The organism is Mesorhizobium sp. M0119, assembly GCF_040322615.1.
In the GTDB taxonomy this organism is placed as follows: Bacteria; Pseudomonadota; Alphaproteobacteria; order Rhizobiales; family Rhizobiaceae; genus Mesorhizobium.
Genome location: NZ_JAMYTU010000001.1, coordinates 85,341 through 105,433 on the forward strand (window position 1 = coordinate 85,341; position 20,093 = coordinate 105,433).

At 63.7% G+C, this 20,093-nt stretch carries 18 protein-coding genes; 15 read left to right on the forward strand and 3 right to left on the reverse strand.

The features are described 5' to 3' along the window. The first annotated feature begins 180 nt into the window (after nt 1–180). The 6 genes from NKJ40_RS00425 (at nt 181) to NKJ40_RS00450 (ending at nt 6,022) form a co-directional block, all read left to right on the forward strand. Complete coding sequence (locus NKJ40_RS00425) at nt 181–1,065, forward strand: dihydrodipicolinate synthase family protein (protein ID WP_352463921.1); 885 nt, start codon at nt 181–183, stop codon at nt 1,063–1,065. A gap of 39 nt (nt 1,066–1,104) precedes the next feature. Next, on the forward strand, nt 1,105–1,764 hold the full coding sequence (locus NKJ40_RS00430) for a GntR family transcriptional regulator (protein ID WP_023674176.1): 660 nt from the start codon (nt 1,105–1,107) through the stop codon (nt 1,762–1,764). Between the two features lie 61 nt (nt 1,765–1,825). Beyond that, entirely contained in the window at nt 1,826–3,163 is a 1,338-nt protein-coding gene (locus NKJ40_RS00435) for an extracellular solute-binding protein (RefSeq protein WP_352463922.1), read from the forward strand. A 35-nt stretch (nt 3,164–3,198) separates the two neighbouring features. Beyond that, nucleotides 3,199–4,101, forward strand: a complete 903-nt coding sequence (locus NKJ40_RS00440; protein WP_245274609.1) for a carbohydrate ABC transporter permease — start codon at nt 3,199–3,201, stop codon at nt 4,099–4,101. After that, nucleotides 4,102–4,923: a carbohydrate ABC transporter permease gene (locus tag NKJ40_RS00445; protein WP_023674179.1), complete on the forward strand. Its 822-nt coding sequence runs from the start codon at nt 4,102–4,104 to the stop codon at nt 4,921–4,923. It begins immediately after the preceding gene. 40 nt (nt 4,924–4,963) lie between these two features. After that, on the forward strand, nt 4,964–6,022 hold the full coding sequence (locus NKJ40_RS00450) for an ABC transporter ATP-binding protein (RefSeq protein WP_352463923.1): 1,059 nt from the start codon (nt 4,964–4,966) through the stop codon (nt 6,020–6,022). Nucleotides 6,023–6,052: 30 nt separating this feature from the next. Here NKJ40_RS00450 and NKJ40_RS00455 read toward each other — a convergent pair whose 3' ends face one another. Both NKJ40_RS00455 and NKJ40_RS00460 read right to left on the reverse strand, forming a co-directional pair. Further along, complete coding sequence (locus NKJ40_RS00455; RefSeq protein ID WP_352463924.1) at nt 6,053–7,168, reverse strand: Gfo/Idh/MocA family protein; 1,116 nt, start codon at nt 7,166–7,168, stop codon at nt 6,053–6,055. 18 nt (nt 7,169–7,186) lie between these two features. Beyond that, nucleotides 7,187–7,843 carry a GntR family transcriptional regulator gene (locus NKJ40_RS00460; protein ID WP_352463925.1) on the reverse strand — a complete coding sequence of 219 codons (657 nt, stop codon included), beginning with the start codon at nt 7,841–7,843 and terminating at the stop codon, nt 7,187–7,189. 229 nt (nt 7,844–8,072) lie between these two features. Here NKJ40_RS00460 and NKJ40_RS00465 point away from each other — a divergent pair, with 229 nt between their 5' ends. After that, a complete protein-coding gene (locus tag NKJ40_RS00465) occupies nt 8,073–9,230 on the forward strand; it encodes an LLM class flavin-dependent oxidoreductase (protein WP_352463926.1) in 1,158 nt (385 codons plus the stop codon). Then, nucleotides 9,230–9,712, forward strand: a complete 483-nt coding sequence (locus NKJ40_RS00470; protein WP_352463927.1) for a flavin reductase family protein — start codon at nt 9,230–9,232, stop codon at nt 9,710–9,712. Before NKJ40_RS00465 ends, NKJ40_RS00470 begins: the two co-directional genes overlap by 1 nt. Here NKJ40_RS00470 and NKJ40_RS00475 read toward each other — a convergent pair. Beyond that, nucleotides 9,697–10,764: a LacI family DNA-binding transcriptional regulator gene (locus NKJ40_RS00475; RefSeq protein WP_352463928.1), complete on the reverse strand. Its 1,068-nt coding sequence runs from the start codon at nt 10,762–10,764 to the stop codon at nt 9,697–9,699. The genes NKJ40_RS00470 and NKJ40_RS00475 overlap by 16 nt on opposite strands. Before the next feature lie 111 nt (nt 10,765–10,875). On the opposite strand from NKJ40_RS00475, the gene bglB reads away from it, so the two are divergent. The 7 genes from bglB to NKJ40_RS00510 all read left to right on the forward strand — a co-directional run bounded on the left by bglB (nt 10,876) and on the right by NKJ40_RS00510 (nt 19,843). After that, the gene (bglB, locus tag NKJ40_RS00480) at nt 10,876–11,976 is read left to right on the forward strand and encodes a beta-galactosidase BglB (RefSeq protein ID WP_352463929.1); all 1,101 of its coding nucleotides are present in this window, start codon (nt 10,876–10,878) and stop codon (nt 11,974–11,976) included. Next, complete coding sequence (gene kduI / locus NKJ40_RS00485; RefSeq protein ID WP_352463930.1) at nt 11,973–12,806, forward strand: 5-dehydro-4-deoxy-D-glucuronate isomerase; 834 nt, start codon at nt 11,973–11,975, stop codon at nt 12,804–12,806. Before bglB ends, kduI begins: the two co-directional genes overlap by 4 nt. Next, nucleotides 12,803–15,322 carry a hypothetical protein gene (locus NKJ40_RS00490; RefSeq protein ID WP_352463931.1) on the forward strand — a complete coding sequence of 840 codons (2,520 nt, stop codon included), beginning with the start codon at nt 12,803–12,805 and terminating at the stop codon, nt 15,320–15,322. The genes kduI and NKJ40_RS00490 overlap by 4 nt, the downstream gene beginning before the upstream one ends. A gap of 88 nt (nt 15,323–15,410) precedes the next feature. After that, nucleotides 15,411–16,679 (forward strand): ABC transporter substrate-binding protein, encoded by a 1,269-nt coding sequence (locus NKJ40_RS00495; RefSeq protein WP_352463932.1) that lies wholly within the window; start codon nt 15,411–15,413, stop codon nt 16,677–16,679. Next, nucleotides 16,676–17,698, forward strand: a complete 1,023-nt coding sequence (locus NKJ40_RS00500; protein ID WP_502903671.1) for a carbohydrate ABC transporter permease — start codon at nt 16,676–16,678, stop codon at nt 17,696–17,698. The genes NKJ40_RS00495 and NKJ40_RS00500 overlap by 4 nt, the downstream gene beginning before the upstream one ends. Beyond that, entirely contained in the window at nt 17,695–18,747 is a 1,053-nt protein-coding gene (locus NKJ40_RS00505) for a carbohydrate ABC transporter permease (protein ID WP_352463933.1), read from the forward strand. Before NKJ40_RS00500 ends, NKJ40_RS00505 begins: the two co-directional genes overlap by 4 nt. A gap of 7 nt (nt 18,748–18,754) precedes the next feature. Beyond that, a complete protein-coding gene (locus NKJ40_RS00510; protein ID WP_352463934.1) occupies nt 18,755–19,843 on the forward strand; it encodes an ABC transporter ATP-binding protein in 1,089 nt (362 codons plus the stop codon). Nucleotides 19,844–20,093 lie beyond the last annotated feature (250 nt).

Below are 20,093 nucleotides of genomic sequence, written 5' to 3' on the forward strand. Positions count from 1 at the left end.
CAGCCAATCCGCAGAGGCTCGGGGACAGCAGCATATGTGATGCTCGGGCGCGGAAAATGATCGGCGATGGCGCTGCCGCGGCAGCGCCATTAGGCAATGCCAGTTGGCAAGTTCGCCAGTTTACATCTGACATGTTAGTGTGCTAACGCTACATGCGCATTGATTTCAACGGAGATCGCATTGGCTTCCCGCTTTGGTCTTTCGGTTGCCCTAACCACACCCTTCGACCCGTCGGGGAAGATAGCGCTCGCGCCGATGATCGCGCATGCCCGAACCTGCCTTGGCGCCGGCTGCAGTAGCGCGACGCTGTTCGGCACCACCGGCGAAGGAGCCTCGGTCGGCACCGACGAGCGGCGGATCGTCACCGAGGCCATGCTGGCGGCCGGTATTCCGGCACATCAGCTCGTTGCCGCAGTGCTGGTCGATGCAGCTGAAGATGCCGCCGATCAGGCTCGGCACGCGTTGCAGCGCGGCGTTCGCAACATTCTGCTCGCTCCGCCGAGCTACTTCAAGAATGTCGGCGAGGACGGGCTGTTCGGATGGTTTTCCGCCGTCTTCGCCGCGCTCGGTCCGCTGGCGCGCGACGTGCTCCTCTACAACATCCCCTCAGTCACCATGGTGCCGCTCCCGCTTGGGCTGATCGGTCGGTTGCGCGCCGCCTTTCCCGCTGTGGTGGCCGGGGTGAAGGATTCCGGCGGGGACTGGAGCTACAGTGAGGCGCTGCTTGAAGCCCACGGCGATCTGGTGATCCTCATCGGCGACGAACGGCATCTGGCGAGAAGCGTGCGCCGCGGCGGACAGGGTGCAATTTCCGGCATGGCTAATTTTGTTACCGGCGAAATCCGCGCAATGGTCGAAGAGGGCCGCGACGACTCACGCGTCGAGGACTTCGTGCTCGAATTGCTCAAATACCCGGTCACGCCGGCGGTGAAGGTCATGGTCGCGCGCACGACCGGCGACGAGCGCTGGCTGGCGGTCCGCCCGCCCCTGGAGGCGATCGATCCGCAAGGACAGCGGCAGCTTGCCGCTGCCTACGACAGGCTGTTTGCGACAGAGGCCGCCTGACCGACAAGGCCGGGCTGACCGACAAGGAAGCGAGCTGAAGTGGAAGACGGCAGCGAACCGATCACTCTCCGGGAGAAAGCCTATGCCAGCTTCACGCGGCATTTGCTAGCCCGTGATCTGCGGCCGGGGCAGTTCGTGTCACAGCGCGAACTGGTCGCTTTCACCGGGCTGCCGCTGGGTGCCATTCGCGAGATCGTCCCGCGTCTCGAGGCTGAGGGACTGCTGACCACCATCCCGCAGCGCGGCATGCAGATCGCGCATATCGATATCAATCTGATCCGCGAGGCGTTTCAGTTTCGGTTGTTCATGGAACGCGAGGCAGTGGCGCTATTCACGACCAGCGCTTCTGACGCCGAACTTGCCCGCATGCGGCGCGAACATGAAGAGATGCTGGCGCAAGCTCTCGGGCAGGCGCCGACGCCGGAAATGGAAGCCAAGGCCCAGAACATCGACTGGGCCATGCACGACACTTTCATCAATGCGCTCGGCAACGAGATTATCGCCAAGGCCTATCTGGTCAACTCGGTGAAAATCCGGCTGATCCACCAGGAGCGTTTCCGCATCGACGGTCGTGTGGTGCCGGTGATGCGCGAACATTTGGCGGTCATCGAAGCCATGGAGAGCCGCAATCCGCAAAAAGCGGTTGAAGCGATCAGTCTGCATATCGACAATGCGCGCCGGCTGGCGCTCCAGATCTGAGGAAATATAGCGGCGCCGCGGTTCGCGGCGCATCCACAACGACAGCAACCGGGAGGAAGAAATGTCGTCCAATCTGTTCAACCCAACCAGGAGGCAACTCCTTGCCGGAACGGCGGCGCTCACCGCTGCCGGCCTTGTGGGGCTTCGCCCCGGCTTTGCCGCAGGTGTCGACTGGAAACGCTTTGCCGGGACGACGCTTGACGTCAATCTGGTGAAAAGCCCGCGCAGCGACACCATCCTGAAATATCTCGCCGAGTTCGAGGAACTGACCGGAATCAAGGTCAATGCCGAGGCCACACCCGAGCAGCAGCAGCGCCAGAAGACGGTGATCGAGTTGAGCTCGGGCAAGCCGAGCTTTGACGTCGTGCATCTGAGCTACCACGTGCAGAAGCGCCAGTTCGAGAAGGGTGGCTGGCTCGCCGACATCGCCGGCTATCTCGCCGATCCGTCGCTTACCGATCCGGCGCTGGTCGAAAGCGACTTCGCCGAAGCCGGCATGCTGTTTGCCAAGGACGGCCAGGGCGTGCTGCGCTCACTACCCTTCTCGGTGGACTACTGGATCCTCTATTGGAACAAGGAGCTGTTCGAGGCCAAGGGCCTCAAATACCCCGAGACCTTCGAGCAACTGGTGGCCGCCGCCGAAGCGCTGACGAACCCGTCGACCAATACATACGGCTTCGTCGCCCGAGGGCTCAAGAACGCAAACACGCCGGTGTGGACGTCGCTGATGCTCGGCTACGACATGACGCCGCTCGATGACAAGGGCAAGCTGCGCACCGAGGCTCCCGAGGCGATCGAGGCTGCCGCGCTCTATCAAAGATTGATGACCAAGTCCGCCCCTCCGGGCGTTACCGGGTTCAATTGGGCCGAAGCACAGTCTGCCTTCCTGCAAGGCAAGATCGGCATGTGGCTCGACGGCGTGGGTTTTGCCCCGCCGATGGAAAATCCGGAAAAATCGAGGGTGGTCGGCAAGGTCGGTTATGGCGTGATGCCCAAGGGTCCCAAGGCGCATGCTTCGGGCACCTTCGGCGACGGGATTGGCGTTACCTCCGCCAGCGAGAAGAAGGAGGCCGCCTATCTGTTCTGCCAGTGGGCGGTATCGCCAACCATGGGCGCGCGGCTGTTGCAGGCCGGCGCCGGTGTTCCGTTCCGCAAATCCGTGCTGGAGGATCCCAAGGTGCGCGAAGGTGTCACCATGCCAGCAAGCTGGCTCGATGCCGTGGTCGGCTCGGGCAATATCAGCCGGCTGGCGCTGCCGGTCATCATCCCCGTCACGGAATTCCGCGACATCTTTGGGGTGGCGTTGACCAACATGATTGCCGGCGCCGATCCCGCCGCGGAGCTGAAGAAGGCCACCGAGCAGTTCCAGCCGGTTCTCGACAGGAGCGAGCAGGGCTGATGTCGGCCACCACCCCAGAACAGGCCGGGGTGACGATGCCGGTTATCGACGGGAGCCAGACGATCCGGCTGGCTCCCAACTACTGGCCCTTCGTTGTCCCCGCACTCGTCGTCGTCGGCGCCGTCATCGTTTTCCCCTGGGCTTTCACCCTGTGGATGAGCGTCAATCGCTGGACGCTCGGCCAGTCGCGGAGCTTTGCCGGGATGGAAAACTATCTCCGCCTGGCTAGCGACCCACGTTTCTGGGAATCCCTTGTTCATACGTTGACCTACACATTCCTCTCGGTTGCAGCGCCGATGCTCCTGGGCACTCTGGCCGCCCTGATCTTCGACGCCAGGTTTCCGCTGCGCGGCCTGCTGCGCGGCGTCTTCGTCATGCCGATGATGGCGACACCCGTTGCCGTGGCACTGGTTTGGACAATGATGTTCCATCCTCAGCTCGGCGTGCTCAACTACCTGCTGTCGCTGGTCGGCATCCCGGCTCAGGAATGGATATTCAACGCCAACACGGTCATCCCGTCGCTTGTTGCGGTCGAGACTTGGCAGTGGACGCCGCTGGTCATGCTGATCGTGCTTGGCGGGCTGGCCTCGGTGCCGCGCGAGCCCTTCGAAAGCGCCGAGATCGACGGCGCCAATGCCTGGCAGCAATTCCGCTATCTCACTCTGCCGATGATCGCGCCGTTCCTGATGATCGCGGTCATCATCCGCACCATCGATGCGTTGAAGAGTTTCGACATCATCTACGCGATGACCCAGGGCGGGCCGGGCACGGCGTCGGAGACCATCAACATCTATCTCTACAACACCGCCTTCTCCTACTACGATATCGGCTACGGCTCGGCCATGGCCGTGGTGTTCTTCATTGTCATCGTGGCCCTGTCTTTTGTCCTGCTGATGCTGCGCCAACGCTCGCAGTGGATCGATACGGAGGGCAAATAGATGAGTTCACGGCTGCTCAACCAGATCGGTCTGTTTTTCGCTGCCCTGGTTTTCGTCTCGCCGGCGATCCTGTTCTTCCTTTGGATGATCTCGCTGTCGCTGAAATTCGAGATCGACAACGGTGCCTATCCGCCGATCCTGATCCCGGAACGCTTCGCCTGGTCGAACTATGTAAAGGTGTTCGAGGAGAACAATTTCCTGCTCTATCTGTGGAATTCGGTTCTGGTGACTGGCACGGCGACCTTGCTGGCGCTGCTGATCGGCGTACCGGCCGGCTATGGCATCGCACGGCTCAAGGCTGAACGGTCGGCGGTCGTCATCATGATCGCCCGCATGACGCCTGGGCTATCCTATCTCATCCCGCTGTTTCTGCTGTTCCAATGGATCGGGATTCTCGGCACGCTCTGGCCGCAGATCATCATCCACCTGGTGGTGACGGTACCGATAGTGGTGTGGGTGATGATCGGCTATTTCGAGACCACGCCGATGGAACTGGAAGAGGCGGCCAACATCGACGGCGCCAGCTCCTGGCAGGTTTTCCGGCTGGTTGCCCTGCCCATCGCCAAGCCGGGCATCGTCGTCGCCTTCATCCTGTCCGTCATCTTCTCGTGGAACAATTTCGTCTTCGGCGTGGTGCTCGCCAGCCGTGAGACGCGCACCCTGCCGGTCGCCGTCTACAACATGCTGTCCTACGAGCAGGTCAGCTGGGGGCCGCTCGCCGCGGCGGCGCTGGTGGTGACGTTGCCGGTGCTGATCCTGACTATGTTCGCGCAAAGGCAGATCGTCGCGGGGCTGACCGCCGGCGCCGTCAAGGGCGGCTGAGGGCGCGCCCTGACATCACTCTTTTTCCGGGAAAGATCCAATGGCATCGGTAACGATCAACAACGTGCAGAAGGCCTTCGGGGCCACCAAGATCATTCACGACGTCAGCGTCGATATCGCCGATGGCGAATTCGTCATCCTGGTCGGCCCGTCGGGATGCGGAAAATCGACGCTGCTGCGTATGATTGCGGGACTTGAAACGATCTCCGGCGGGAAGATCGCCATCGGCGAGCGTATGGTCAATAATCTGCGGGCGCGGGACCGGAACATCGCCATGGTGTTCCAGAACTATGCGCTCTATCCGCATATGACTGTGGCCGACAATATGGGCTTTGCCTTGAAGATCAAGAGAGCCGACCCGGCCGACACCGCTGGCCGTGTCAGGAAGGCAGCCGGCATTCTCGGCCTGGAAAAGCTGCTTGACCGCTATCCGCGCCAGCTTTCCGGCGGCCAGCGCCAGCGCGTCGCCATGGGCCGCGCGATCGTACGCGACCCGCAGGTTTTTCTGTTCGACGAGCCGCTCTCCAACCTCGATGCCAAGTTGCGCGTCCAGATGCGCGGCGAAATCAAGGCCCTGCACCAGCGGCTGGGTACGACGACGATCTATGTCACGCACGACCAGATCGAGGCCATGACGATGGCCGACAAGATCGTCGTGCTGCATGACGGCCTGGTCGAGCAGATCGGCGCGCCGCTGGATCTCTACGACCATCCGGCCAATCTCTTCGTTGCCGGCTTTATCGGCTCGCCCGCCATGAACTTCATTGCCGGCCGCATCGAGGAGGGCGTGTTCCGCAGCGCCGGCGGGTTGGTCCTGCCGTTGCCGGAAGGCGCCCAGCCGGCAGATGCCGCGGGACGCGAACTCGTCTACGGCATTCGACCGGAACATATCCGGGCAACCGGGCAGGGCATGCCGGGCACGGTCACGCTTCTCGAGGCGACCGGCTCGGAAATCTTCGCCAGGGTCGACTGCTCCGGTGAAGAAATTTCCTGCCTCTTCCGAGAAAGGCTTGCGCTCAAGCAAGGCGAAGGAGTGCGGATCGAAATCGACCGCGCATGTGCGCATCTGTTCGACGCCGAAACTGGTCGGCGCATCTGACCCGATGGTCCGGTGAATGCGTGGTCGGCCTTAGGTCGGCAAGGCGAATTCACCGGCGAGTTCGATGGCGCGGCCTTCGCGGGCCGATCTCTGGGCGGCGAGACCCACGACGACGGCCCACCAGCCGTCTTGCAACGTCACCTCCACCTTGCCATGTCCGCGCGCCGCAGCGGTGAAGCGGGCGTGCTCGAAATAGGTCGACCCGTTATGGTCGCCTGCCTCGAGCAGCCGGGGGTCGACGGGAATCTCCAGCAGTCGTGGTCCAGGCGGATTGCGCGGGCTGACGATCAACTGGGGCACCGGCGCAGGGCCAAGGTGGGTCGGCCAGAAACGGCCTGGTCCGGGCACCAGACATTCAATCTTTCCGTCGCCGCCGACAGCGCAGAGTTCCTCCTGGTAGCGGCTGCCCTCGGCAAACATGCATAGTTCCAGCATGGCGCGCGCGCCGCTCGCGAAATCAACCAGCACATAGCCATGGTCAAGGATATCCGGCCTCTCACCGCGGTAGCGTTCGTCGAGATGGTTTACGGCCTGTCCAGCGCTGGCCATCACGCGGACGGGATCCGATTCAAGGATCAGCCGCATCAGGTCGAAGAAGTGGCAGCACTTCTCGACGAACGTGCCGCCGGTGTTGCGGTTGAAGCGGTTCCAATCGCCGACCTTGGCCAGAAACGGGAAGCGGTGCTCGCGGACCGTCAGCATACGGATGCCGCCGGTGGCGTGGCGCGCCTGCTCGACGAATGCGGCGACGGGCGGCATATAGCGGTATTCCATGGCCACCCAGACGAGCGGAAGCCGCGCTTTCAACACCGCGATCCGCCCCTCGTCGGCGGCTTCGGTGAAGAGCGGCTTTTCCACCAGCACCGGCAGTGGTCGAAGTGCGGCGATCTGCTCCATCTGACTGAGGTGCTGGTGGTTGGGGCTGGCAATCAAGACGCAGTCCACCTCATCCATGGCCAGCAGCTCGGCGATGGATGCCGCCGATCGCGCGCCCGACGCCGTCGCCAGCGACGCCGCCAACATGCCGGGGTCCGGCTCGAAGATCGCGGCCACATGCGCGTCGGGCAACAGAGCGATGTTGCGGATATGCTCGCGGCCCATCATGCCGCAGCCGATGATGCCGTAGCCGATCGATGATCTGGTCACGCTGCGTCTTCCTCCGGCCTATCTGAAACGCGTGACATACCGCGCCGCGCCCGGATCGAACCAGCTGCGGGAATATTCCGCGCTGGCGCCGTCGCCAGCCCAGGCGATACGTTCTATGAACCCCACGACCGTCCCCGGCGGTGGCCTGAACTCGAGCGGGGCCCAGTCCGGCGCAGGCGCGACGGCGACATGGTCTTCGGCGCGAACGATCGAAAAGCCGAGCGCGAGCCGGTAGTGGAGATAGAGGGATTCCGACAAATCCTCGCGCTTGAGCCGCTCGGCGCGGCTGGCGTCGAGCCAGATCTCCTCGACCGCGGCCGGCTCGCCGTCGAGCCGTCGCAGCCGGCGTATGCGGTGGGCTTCGCCGGCTCTGCCGAATTGCGGCAGGTCGGCGGGCTTGGGCAGCCGCTCGACTGATAGCACGTCGGCACTCGGCAGGCCGCCACCGCCGATGCGCTCCAGGCGAAAGAAGGCATAGATCCCGAGCAAGTCGCCGCGCGCCCGCACATAGTTACCCGAGCCCTGGATGCGGTCGAGAAGGCCCTTTTCGGTCAAATCTGCCAGCGCCCGCCTGAGCGTGCCGACGGCAATCCCGAGGCTCGCGGCCATCTCGCGCTCGGGCGGCAGCCGCGCCCCGTCGGCCAGTCGTCCGGCCGCGATTTCGCGGATCAGCATTTCGCTGGTCTGCAAGTGCACAGGCAAGGGGCCACGCATCTGGCTTGATCGGTGGCCGGGGTCAGCCCTTGTCAAATGCATCCGGTGTTCCAATCGCATCCCGGCTTCGGGTTTGGCTCCAAAATTGATACAGTATTGATCTACACTAAAACGAATGCTAGGCAAGCCCCATTCGCAGCTCCGGACGTCATTGAAGAGTTGCCCGGACGTCTTTTTCTGAAGAGTGGCAATGAGCATCGTCCCAATCACCTCGCCGGATCTCGACGCAGCCGAAGTCTCGTGGTTCGCCGCACTCTGCTCGGACGACCATCGATATCTCGGCGTTCCGGACGGCGCGCTGCGCTCGAGCTGGGCGCATTGCTCCGAGATCGTGAAGGCGTCCGAGGAACTCGGTTTCCGCAACATCTTGTGTCCATCGTCCTATCAGGTCGGCCAGGACACGCTGAGCTTCGTTGCCGGCTGCGCGCCGATCACGTCGAAGATCAATCTGCTTGCCGCTGTGCGCTGCGGCGAGATGCAGCCGATCATGCTGGCGCGCACGATTGCGACGCTGGACCACATGCTGGAAGGCCGGCTGACGGTGAACATTATTTCGTCGGACTTTCCGGGCGAGACAGCCGACAGCGCCTACCGCTATCAGCGTTCGCGCGAGGTGGTGCAGATCCTGCGCCAGGCCTGGACCAGCGACAGCATCGATTTCGAGGGCGAGGTCTATCGTTTCAAGGGGCTCTCGACGGCACCGGCGAAGCCCTATCAGCAAAATGGCGGTCCGCTGCTCTATTTCGGCGGTTATTCGCCCGACGCGCTCGAGCTTTGCGCCGAACAGTGCGACGTCTACCTGATGTGGCCGGAAACCAGGGAGGAGCTCGCCGGCCGCATGAGAGCCGTCCACGAGCGCGCCGAGCGTCATGGGCGGACGCTCGACTACGGCCTGCGCGTCCACATGATCGTGCGCGATACCGAGGCCGAGGCAAAGGAATATGCCCGGGAGCTGGTTTCGAAGCTGGATGACGAGCAGGGCAGGGCGATCCGCGAGCGCTCGCTCGACGCCCGATCGCTCGGCGTATCGCACCAGGCCAGGAACCGCCAGATCGCCGATGCCGAAGGCTATGTCGAGCCGCATCTGTGGACCGACGTCGGGCGCGCGCGCTCGGGCTGCGGCGCGGCGCTGGTGGGCTCGACCGATCAGGTTCTGTCGGAAATCGAGGCGTATATGAAGATGGGGATCCGCGCCTTCATCTTTTCCGGCTACCCCCATCTCGATGAGGCGCGTCATTTCGGCACCAAGGTGCTGCCCCAGCTCAAGACATGCTCGCTCCCGCACGCCTATGGCCGGGTGCCGGAACGGATCCCGGCGACACCACTGGGAACGGGGGAGCGCCGCTGATGGAGCATGTTGTGTGTGACCCACGCCTTTTGCGCAATGCCTTCGGGCGTTTCGCCACCGGCGTCACAGTCGTCACCACCGGCACGACCGACGGCCCGGTCGCGATCACCGCCAGCAGCTTCTCATCCGTGTCGCTCGACCCGCCGCTGGTGCTCTGGTCGATCGGCCGCCACTCGCGCCGGTTCGAAGCCTTCGCCAATTCCGCGCACTACGCCATTCACGTGCTGGCGGAAGATCAAATCGATCTGTGCTGGCGTTTTTCGAAGTCCGGGACGGACTTTGCCGATCTTGACCTGTCGTGGAGCGAGCACGGCGTGCCATTGCTGCCGCGCGCACTGGCGCGGTTCGAATGCAGCGTCGCCGACCGCTTCCCGGCTGGCGACCATATGATCCTGCTTGGACGTGTCCTTGAACTGCAGACGCAAGAGGGTTTGCCGCTGCTCTTTGCTGGCGGCAAGTCGCGCGCTCAAGAGGCCAGCTGATGACCGCCGGCGCCGCTTCGGGCTGGTGCCGTCGACTGGCGCACCACGAGATTGCAGGCAAGTTCGACGCGACGCGGCGGCGACCCCGAATGGGCCATGTCGTCGAGCAGCAGGCTAAGCGCAGCCGATCCGATCTCGCGCATAGGAATGTGCATCGCCGTCAGCGGCGGGTTGCAGAAGGCAGCGAGCGGCAAGTCGTCCATACCGACCACGGACACATCGCCAGGCACCGAATATCCGGCCTCCTGGACGCCGGCGATGGCACCAAACGCCAAGCTGTCGCCAGCCGTCAGCACGGCGGTGAAATCGAGGCCGCGGGCCGCGATGCGCTCGGTCACGGCCCTGCTTGCAAGTTCCGGCAGCCAGTCCTGCACCTCGACCACGAAGTCGTCGAAGCCGGCAATGCCGGCCGTGATCAGCGCGTCGCGCCAACCTTCGTAGCGCCGCTCGATCGTGCGCCGGCCACGCCGCATCAGGAACAGGATGCGGCGGTGGCCGAGGCCGATCAGATGCTGCGCGGCAGGCATGGCGGCAGAGCGATTGCAGGGCGTCACGCTCGAATGGCGCATGGAGGGATCGTCGCCGTTGACGAGCACGATCGGCTTGGCGAATCCGGCTGTCAGCGTCAGCACATCGTCATCGTCCAGCGTCAGAAACAGGCAGCCGGCGACGCTGTCGTCGCGCTCGGATTCACGCAGCAGCGCGATTTCGTCCTCGGGCGCCGAAACCGGCCGGGTCACCAGTTCGACGCCCAGCAACCGGGCGCGCTCGTTGAGCCCATCAAGGACATGGTAGGTGAACTGATTGCGGGCACTGTCCACCATTGCCACGCTGCTTGCGGCCAGGATGACCTTGCGGCCGGCAACCGAGGCGGGAATGGCATAGTTCATCGACTTCGCCGTTTCGATGATCCTGGTGCGAAGCTCGTTCCTCACGCCGCCGACGCCGCTCAGCGCACGAGAGGCGGTGCTGACCGACACGCCGCAACGCGCCGCGATCTCCTCAAGTCGAATGCGGCGGCTGGGGCGGCCGCGCTTGCCCTGGATACTCATGCGCTCCGTCACCTCCGCCAAAGTCATCCGATTAATGCAAAAAATTTTCAGATTGCGCAAGAAAAATGGCTATGAAACAGTTCTGATGAAGCGGGAGAAACGGGAGGAGTTATGCCGCTATCGGCCGAACGCCTGAATTCCGCGCTTGCCAGCCTCGTGGCCGGCATGACCGGCTTGCGTCATGACGGGCGGTTCCATGAGCCGAATCTCGACGGCACGCCGGGCGACTATGTCAGCTTCGACAGCTGGGAATGGCCGCAGGGCGTCGGGCTCTACGGGCTGGTTCGGCTGTGGGCGCAGACCGGTGACGATCGGCTGCTGCAGACGATCGAGGCCTGGTACGATCGACGCATCGCTGCCGGTCTCCCGGCGATGAACGTCAACACCACCGCGCCTCTGTTGGCGCTAAGTGAATTGTGGCGGCGCCGGCGCCAGCCGCGCTTCGAGCCGGTCCTGCGCGAATGGGCCGAGCAGGTAGTCACCGCCTTGCCACGGACGCCCGAGGGCGGTTTCCAGCACGATGTTTCGGATCGGGTCAACGACGACGAATTGTGGGACGACACGCTGTTCATGGTGGCGCTGTTCCTCGCATCGTATGGCCAGGCTGCCGGCCAGCGTCGCTTCGTCGAGGAAGCAGAACGGCAATTCCTGATCCACGCCCGTTATCTCGCCGACCCGGCATCAGGGCTGTGGTTCCACGGCTGGACGTTCGCGGGACGGCACAATTTCGCCCGCGCGCTTTGGGCGAGAGGCAATGCCTGGATTACCGTCGGTATCCTCGACCTGGTGGAGTTCGCCGAAATTGCGCCTTCGGTCCGGGCCTATCTGCTCGGCGTGCTGGGGACCCAGATCAACGCCCTGCTCGAGGTGCAGGCAGGTTCGGGCGCATGGCATACTCTGCTCGACGACCCGACGTCCTACGAGGAGATTTCTGCGACTGCCGGTTTCGGCTACGGGTTGATGAAGGCCGCGCGGCTCGGAATTGGCTCGACAGAGTGCCGTGCCGCCGGGCTCCGCGCCTTGGAAGCCGTGGTGGCGAATATCGATGACAAAGGTGTGGTGGCGAACGTGTCCTATGGCACACGCATGGGCGCCGACCTGCAGTTCTATCGCGATATACCGATCCATCCGACGGGCTACGGGCAGGCGCTGGCCATTCTGTGCCTGACCGAAGGGGCGCGGCATCTGCAGTCGAAGGTGGAGGCGGCATGATGCGGACGCTCTATGGCGCGTCGCCGGGCGATATTGCCGGCATGGACACGGACCGGTTGAGGGCCGAGTTCCTGGTCGACGGCTTGTTCCGGCCTGGCGCGATCGAATTCGCCTACACCCATGTCGACCGCATGATCGTCGGTGGCGCGGTGCCGCTGGCCAACCCGCTGACATTCGGCAACGGGGCCGAAGTCGGCACCCCGCTCTTCTTTGACGCGCGCGAGATGGGCATCGCCAATCTCGGCGGCAATGGCGCCGTCGCGGTGGACGGCAGGCGCTTTCCCGCGGCTAACCGCGACATCGTCTATATCGGACGCGGAGCACGCGAGGTGACGCTGGAGAGCGACGATCCGGAGAGGCCGGCACGCTTCTACATGAACTCGGTGCCGGCCGGCGCCGATATTGCGCACCGTCTCATCGTCAGCAGCGAAGCCAAGCCGCTTGTGCTCGGCGAGGAGGCTCGCGCGAACAGGCGCACGCTGCGCATGTACATCCATCCCGAAGTGGCCCCGTCCTGCCTCTTGCTGATGGGGATCACCGACCTCGCGCCAGGCAGCGTGTGGAATACCCTGCCGCCGCATCTGCATGAGCGGCGCATGGAAGCTTATTGCTACTTCGACCTCGCCGAGGCCGACCGCGTGGTCCATCTAATGGGCCGGCCAGACAAGACGCGCCACCTGATGGTCGCCGACGGTGACGTTGTCCTGTCGCCCGCCTGGTCTATCCATATGGGTGCCGGCACCGGCCCCTATGCTTTCGTCTGGGGCATGACCGGCGAGAACCAGGCCTACACCGATGTCGATCCAGTTGCCGTGAAGGATTTGCGATGAGCGAGGCCGCGCAAAGCGTTCGGACGGACTTTACGCTGCGCCGGCCGCTCACGGCGGGGCAGCCAATAGTCTATTGGCGGCTCGGGTCTATCGCCGAGCAACGCTACGACGTGGCCGACCAGCCCATGCAAGGCGAGATGGATCCCTTCTTCTTCTTGACCAAGCACAAGAATTTCATTCCCCATGAATATCCGTGCCGCACGCAGTTCGCAGCGGAACGCCGCGGCAAGCGACCACAGGTCAGCGCCGAATTCGGCGCCGAGCGCCTGTGGCTGCCCTTCGCCTCGCCGCGCATCGACCTGTCGGGCTTCTGGTTTCGGCCAACGGTGCTTGGAACCTGGGCCGAGACCACCATCGAGGCGGCCTCGAGTGGCGAGGTGATGGTGCGGCTGCGCACATGCGGCGGCGCCATACTCTTTGCCAATGGCGAGGAAGCCGGCTGGATGGCGCCCTACGGCCGCAATCTGGAAAGTGCCGGGCATTTCAAGATCGCGCTGAAGGCCGGCCGCAACGACGTCCGGATATGGTTCGACGATCTCGCCGAGCGCGACGCCCGCTACTATTTCCAGCTCGATTATCTATCCGGTCCGGCTGCTTCGGTCGCACTGCCGATCGAAGTCGAGAGCGGCGTTGCCGATGCGATGGAAGCAGCCCTCGACGACATGCATTTCGACCGTCCCGCCAATGACGGCGGCGAGGTGGCGCTCGTCACCGGCGTGGCCCTGCCGCGCGACGCGCAAGTCGAGATCGAGATCGAAGGCGATTTCATGTCGATCGAGACGCCGGTGCGCTTCGCCTTCGAACTGCCGGCGGGCCAGACGCGGCTGCCGATCGCTGATACCGAGCAGCTGCCGGCCGACTTTCGCCATTTCAAGGTGACGCTGAGGGTCGCAGACCATGCCGTATCGCGTGTCTTCGGCGTCGAGATATGCCACGCGCGCCGTCAGGGCGATGCGCCGGAAACGCTTACCGCGCGTATCGATGAGGCCTTGCGCGAGGTCGCCGGTCACGCCGAGGCCGATACGGTGCGCGCGCTGGCGCGCCTGGCGATCGGACAGCAGGGCTCCGAGACCGACGCCATGATCTCCGGCACGCTGCCGGCGATCGAGGATTGTCACGATTGCGCCGACTTCATCCTGGTGCCGCTGCTGTGGTGCCGCAAGGCCTTTGGCGATCGGCTGGAAGTGAGCCTGCGCGCGCGCGTCGACAACGCCATCCTCGGCTATCGCTACTGGATGGACGAGCCCGGCAATGATGTGCAGTGGTACTTCTCCGAGAACCACGCGCTGCTCTTCCACACCGCCGCCTATATTGCTGGTGGCCTGTTGCCTGATGTGCGGTTCGTGCGGTCGGGCCGCCTTGGCCGCGAACAGTCCGCGGTGGGAGCCGCGCGGGTGCGGGCCTGGCTCGATCATTTCGAGGCATGGGAGATGGCCGAGTTCAACTCGGCGCCTTATTTTCCCATCGACCTCAAGGGCCTGTGCGCGCTCTACGCGCTGGCCCCGGACAAGGACATCGCCGAACGTGCCGGCAAGGCAATCATACGCCTGCTTGAAATCGTCGCCCGCTCGGCGCATCGCGGCATCCTCACCGGGGCGCAGGGCCGCTCCTACGAGCACACGCTGCGCGCCGCGCGTTCGCTGGAATTATCCGGCATCTGCCGCATGCTTTGGGGCAAGGGCAATTACGGCATGCGCTTTCATGCGCTGCCACAGCTGGCACTGTGCCTGCGGGATCACGATTTGAGCGTTCCGGACGGGTTGGCAGCAATTGCGTCCCTCACCGACGATACGGCGTGGGAATGGACTTTTGCGCAGGGACAAGACCGCTTCGCGCGGCTCTACCACTACAAGACGCGCAACCATGCGATGGGCAGCGCCGCTGGCTATCGCTGGAATCAATGGGGTTATCAGGAGACCGTCATTCACGCCCGGCTGGGCAAGAATCCGGATGCACAGATCTGGATCAACCACCCCGGCGAAGTGCTGCAGTCGGGATATGGCAGACCATCATATTGGGGCGGCTCAGGCACTTTGCCCCGGCTTCACCAATACCGCGACCTCGCCATCGTCAGCTTCTCCTGCTCGGATGAACAGCCCGACTTCACGCACGCCTGGTTCCCCGCACGTGCCTTCGATGCCGTGCAAATGGGTGGCGATCGGGCGTTCGCGCAATCCGGCGACGCCTTCGTCATGCTGAAGACGGATGTGCCTCTCACGCAGGTAGTGGCCGGCCCGACGGCCGGCAACGAGTTGCGGGCGGCGGGACGCAGGACGACATGGATCATTCGCCTCGGTGACCGGGATGCCAATCTGCCGGCGCTCGACGCCTGGGCGGGCGCCTTTTCCGGCCTGTCGGTGCGGTCGGGTCCCGACGGCGAGTTGATCGTCGAGGATCCGGAGTACGGCACGGTGCATTTCCTGATCGACGCAAGGATCGTGGCTGAGGGACGCACACTCGATCCGACCAACTGGACCGTGCGCGGTGAGGCGATGCGCATGAAGCACAGAGAATAGGGAGGAAATCGGCTGCGACGCTCAAGAGGAGAGGGCGTAGCGGCTTGAACTATCGGGGCGCCGCCCCGCTAAAGGAGGAGACGAAAGCATGAATAAGTCCCGCACTTTGCTGGCCGCGCTATCGGTCAGTCTGCTCGCATCGACCAGCGCGTTTGCCGGCGACGTGCGCATCATGTGGTATTCGGACGGTGTCGAAGGCGATGTCATCCAGGACATTCTGAACCGCTTCATGAAGGACAATCCCGACATCCACGTCACGCTCGACAACGTCGCCTACAAGGTGATCCAGGAGCAGCTGCCCATCCAGCTCGAAGCCGGCCAGGGCCCGGACATTGCCCGCGTCACGAACATCAAGGAGCTTGCCCAGCACTGGCTCGATCTCAGGCCACTGGTGGCTGATCCGAAATATTGGGAGGACAATTTCGCTGACACGCTGGACTGGATGCGCCCCGACGACTCCAACGCCATCCCGGGTTTCATGACCCAACTCACGCTCACCGGCGGCTTCGCCAACAAGACGCTGTTCGAACAGGCCGGCGTGCCGCTGCCCGGCGACAAGGCGACCTGGGACGACTGGATCAACGCCGCCGCCGAAGTGGCGAAGAGCCAGCAGCTTCCGGCTGCCTTCGCCATCGACCGTTCCGGTCACCGCATTTCGGGTCCGAATGTCTCCTTTGGAGCGAACTATGTCGGCCCCGATGGTATGCCGGCGAAAGTGGACGACGGCACCAAGGCGTTCGTCGGCAAGCTCGTCGACTGGACCGCCAAGGGCCTAATGCTGAAGGATACCTGGGTGTCGGCGGCAGGCTCGACCTACCGCGCGGCCGCCGATGACTTCATCAACGCCCAGATCCCGTTCTACTATTCGGGCAGCTGGCAGGTCGCCAATCTGTCGACCAAGATCGGCGACAGTTTCGATTGGGTGGCAACCGGCTCGCCTTGCGGTACCGCAGGCTGTTCGGGCGTGAAGGGCGGCGCGGCGCTGGTCGCCATCAAATACACGAAGAATCCCAAGGACGTCGCCAAGGTCATGGATTATCTGGCCCGTGAAGACGTGGTGAAAGAGTTCAGCGAGCGCACGCTGTTTCTGCCCGCGCACAAGGGCGTCGTAGACAAGGGCGGGCTGAAATGGGTCTCGGCCGACAAGAACGTCGGTCCGGCGCTCGACAAATTCGTCAAGGCGGCGGGTGAAACCCTGCCGGCGGCCGATGCACTGCCGCCGTGGAAGTGGGCCAACGCTTACTTCGCCGCGCTGGTGACGCGCGTCAGCCAGGTGATGGCCGGCGAGCTCAGCCTCGACGATGCCTGGGGCAGGATCGACCAGGATATCGCCGACAAGGTTGCCGAGGCGAAGTGACTGCCGCCGCGACACTGAAGGCATGGGCTGGCGCCGCCCTCGCGGCGCCGGTCGTGTGGCTGGCATCGATCGTCAACGTCCCGCTGAAGTTCTGGCAGCGCGCGACGGGCACCGGCGGCATGGCCGCGTTCTTCCTAGCCCCAAACATGGCGATCTTCGGCATTTTCGTCCTGATGCCGATGATCATCAACTTTTTCTATTCGGCCACGTCAGGAACGGCCTACTTCCTGCAGGACCGAACCTATGTGGGGCTCGAGCAATACCGGCGCCTGCTCGATTGCGGCAACTACCTGGACACTGCCACTTGCCACGAGGATCTCTTCTGGAAGGCCGTGCACAATACCGGCCTGTTCGTCGTCGTGCAGGTGGCGCTGATGACGGTCGTGTCGATGGCGACAGCGCTGATCCTGAACCGCGAGATCGTCGGGCGCAGCTTCTGGCGCGCGGTGTTCTTCTTTCCGGTGCTGCTGTCGCCCGTCGTCACCGGCCTGATCTGGCGTTGGATCCTGCAGCGCCAGGGCCTGCTCAACCTGATCGTCCATGATCTGGGCGGCGAGCCGCACAACTGGCTGACGGACCGTTTCTGGGCTTTCACCGCCGCCGTCAGCGTTTCGGTCTGGGCGCATATGGGCTTTTACACGCTCATCCTGCTTGCCGGATTGCAGGCGATCCCGCGCGACCTTTACGAAGCGGCCGAGATGGACGGCACGAAGCCGGCGCGGGTGTTCTGGCGCATCACGCTGCCGCTGCTGATGCCGAATCTGCTTGTCGTCATCGTACTGACGCTGATCCGCGCCGTGCAGATCTTCGACGAAGTCTACGTGCTGACGGGTGGAGGGCCGGGAACCTCGACCCTCTATATCACGCAGTACATCTACGAGATCGGCTTCGCCTCCCTGCTGCGCAATCCGGGGCTGGCTTCGGCGGCTTCGATCCTGATGGCGTTGGTGCTGGTCGTGCTCACCTTGGTTCAGCTGCAGGTCGGACGCAGGGGTGAGCGGAAAGGAGCCCGCGAATGAGCCGGATCGTGACATTCCTGACCCGTCGGCGCGGCGGTCGCGGCTGGCACTGGACGGATATCGTAAGCTGGCTGTGGCTGCTCGGCGGCGTTGTCGTCATGTTCGGTCCGGCCATCTGGCTGGTGGGTTCGTCATTCAAGACGCCGGCACAGCTTGCCGAGTTCCCGCCGACCATAATGCCTTATGTCAGCCAACAGGCGAGGGTTGAAGGCTACGACAAGCCGCTGGCCCTCTACAGGGTGAAGCTGCCGGATGGTTCGACCAAGGTGCTGGCCGAGGTGCGGCGCATCGGCATCATGGCGCAGATGGTGGACCCCCAGGCGCCGAACGATGTCGTCAAGGTCAACATCGCCGACCGGCAGCCGGTGCGCGAAATCGGCTTCGCGACGGAGAACTACACCGAGCCCTTCGTCCATTTCGACTTCCTGCGCTATCTGCGCAATTCGGTTTTTGTGACGGCAATGGCGACGCTGATCACGCTGCTCACCAATTCGATGGCCGCCTTCGCCTTGTCGAAATACAAGTTCCGCGGCCGCGATCTGACGATGCTTGTGATCGTCGGTACGCTGATGGTGCCGCTGTCGGTCATCCTGGTGCCGCTCTATTCGGTGGTGGGCGCCGTCGGGCTGCTCGATTCGCTATGGGGCGTGATCTTGCCGACCGTGGCGACGCCGACCGGCGTCTTTCTGCTGCGTCAATATATGCTGACCATTCCCGACGAGCTGCTCGATGCGGCGCGCATGGACAACGCTTCCGAATGGCAGATCTACTGGCGCATCGTATTGCCGCTTGCAGCACCGGCGCTCGCCGTGCTGGCGATCTTCTCCGTCGTCTGGCGCTGGAACGACTTTCTGTGGCCGCTGGTGGTGCTGTCGCGCAAGGAACTCTACACACTCCAGGTCGGCCTCAACACCTATGCCGGCCAGCTAAACGTGCAGTGGCACTACATCCTGGCGATGACAGTCGTGACGATGATCCCCGTCGTCCTCGTCTTCGTCTTCCTGCAGCGTTACATCACTTCCGGCATTGCCGGCACCGGGCTGAAGTGAGGATGTCATGGGACGGATAACGCTGACCAACATCGATCGCGCTTACGGCAAGATGAAGATCTTGCACGGCATCAATCTCGACGTCGGTGACGGCGAGATGCTGGTCCTCGTCGGCCCGTCGGGTTGCGGCAAGTCCACGCTGCTGCGGCTGATTGCCGGGCTCGATCGGCCGACCGACGGCAAGATCGAGATCGACGGGGTCGACGTCACCAACGTTTCGGCCGCACAGCGCGGTCTGGCGATGGTGTTCCAGTCTTACGCGCTCTACCCGCACATGAGCGTGCGCCAGAACCTCGCCTTCGGGCTTGAAAACATTCGTATGCCGAAGGCCGAGATCGACGCGCGGATCACGGAAGCGACGCGCATGCTGGAAATTGCTCCCTATCTCGACCGCCGGCCCGGTCAATTGTCGGGCGGCCAGAAGCAGCGCGTGGCGATCGGCCGTGCGGTGGTGCGCAATCCGACCGCCTTTCTGCTCGATGAACCGCTGTCCAACCTCGATGCCGAACTGCGCATCACCATGCGCGCTGAACTGGCGGGCCTGCACCGGCGGCTGGCAACCACGATGATCTACGTCACCCATGACCAGATCGAGGCGATGACCCTGGCGGACCGCATCGTGGTCATGCGCTCGGGGCGGATCGAACAGGTCGGCCGGCCGCTCGATCTCTACAACGCGCCGGCCAACCTGTTCGTCGCCGGCTTCATCGGCGCGCCGCGGATGAACCTGCTGCCGGTAAAGGTGCGTTCGGCAAGCGCTGGTGAGGTGCGTGTCGAAGGTCCGGGCGGGCTGTCGGCCTCGGTTGCCGCCGACGGGGTCGCGCTGAAACCGGGGGACGACGCGACGCTTGGCATCCGGCCACACGACATCCAACTTTCGAATGGCAGCAAGGGATCGGTGGAAGCGCGGGTAACGCTGGCCGAGGCGTTGGGACCGGAAACCGTTGTCCACGCCACCATTGCCGGCGACAGCAAACTGATCGCCGTTCTCAAGCAGCAGGGCGTTGAAACGCAAGGGCCGCCGATCAACCTCGCTCTGCCGCCGGAGCGCATGCATCTCTTCGATTCTGCCGGGCTGCGTGTCGCACCGCATTAGCCGGCGGCAAGATAGCGGGTTGCTTTCATGAACCGTCGCAACTGCCGCACAGCGAATGCGTGTTGCGCGCTTGTCAAAACAGGGGAACATTAAGACAACCGAACTCTTCAAGAGGGCGCTCTCTGCGATCATTGCTGCCACGGTCTTCGGCAATGCGAAGGTTCGCGCCGGCACGTTCGCGCGCCTGAGGAATCCGGCTGACTGATAATACGACCTGTGCTGAGGTTCAGTACGAACCACTGATCAGGGC

Coding starts and splice junctions, on each gene's coding strand:
- NKJ40_RS00510 (WP_352463934.1), top strand. CDS start 18,755: ATGGGACGGATAACGCTGACCAACATCGATCGCGCTTACGGCAAGATG.
- bglB (WP_352463929.1), top strand. CDS start 10,876: ATGCCGCTATCGGCCGAACGCCTGAATTCCGCGCTTGCCAGCCTCGTG.
- NKJ40_RS00495 (WP_352463932.1), top strand. CDS start 15,411: ATGAATAAGTCCCGCACTTTGCTGGCCGCGCTATCGGTCAGTCTGCTC.
- NKJ40_RS00470 (WP_352463927.1), top strand. CDS start 9,230: ATGGAGCATGTTGTGTGTGACCCACGCCTTTTGCGCAATGCCTTCGGG.
- NKJ40_RS00475 (WP_352463928.1), bottom strand. CDS start 10,764: ATGAGTATCCAGGGCAAGCGCGGCCGCCCCAGCCGCCGCATTCGACTT.
- NKJ40_RS00450 (WP_352463923.1), top strand. CDS start 4,964: ATGGCATCGGTAACGATCAACAACGTGCAGAAGGCCTTCGGGGCCACC.
- NKJ40_RS00490 (WP_352463931.1), top strand. CDS start 12,803: ATGAGCGAGGCCGCGCAAAGCGTTCGGACGGACTTTACGCTGCGCCGG.
- NKJ40_RS00440 (WP_245274609.1), top strand. CDS start 3,199: ATGCCGGTTATCGACGGGAGCCAGACGATCCGGCTGGCTCCCAACTAC.
- NKJ40_RS00435 (WP_352463922.1), top strand. CDS start 1,826: ATGTCGTCCAATCTGTTCAACCCAACCAGGAGGCAACTCCTTGCCGGA.
- NKJ40_RS00465 (WP_352463926.1), top strand. CDS start 8,073: ATGAGCATCGTCCCAATCACCTCGCCGGATCTCGACGCAGCCGAAGTC.
- NKJ40_RS00445 (WP_023674179.1), top strand. CDS start 4,102: ATGAGTTCACGGCTGCTCAACCAGATCGGTCTGTTTTTCGCTGCCCTG.
- kduI (WP_352463930.1), top strand. CDS start 11,973: ATGATGCGGACGCTCTATGGCGCGTCGCCGGGCGATATTGCCGGCATG.
- NKJ40_RS00460 (WP_352463925.1), bottom strand. CDS start 7,843: ATGCTGATCCGCGAAATCGCGGCCGGACGACTGGCCGACGGGGCGCGG.
- NKJ40_RS00505 (WP_352463933.1), top strand. CDS start 17,695: ATGAGCCGGATCGTGACATTCCTGACCCGTCGGCGCGGCGGTCGCGGC.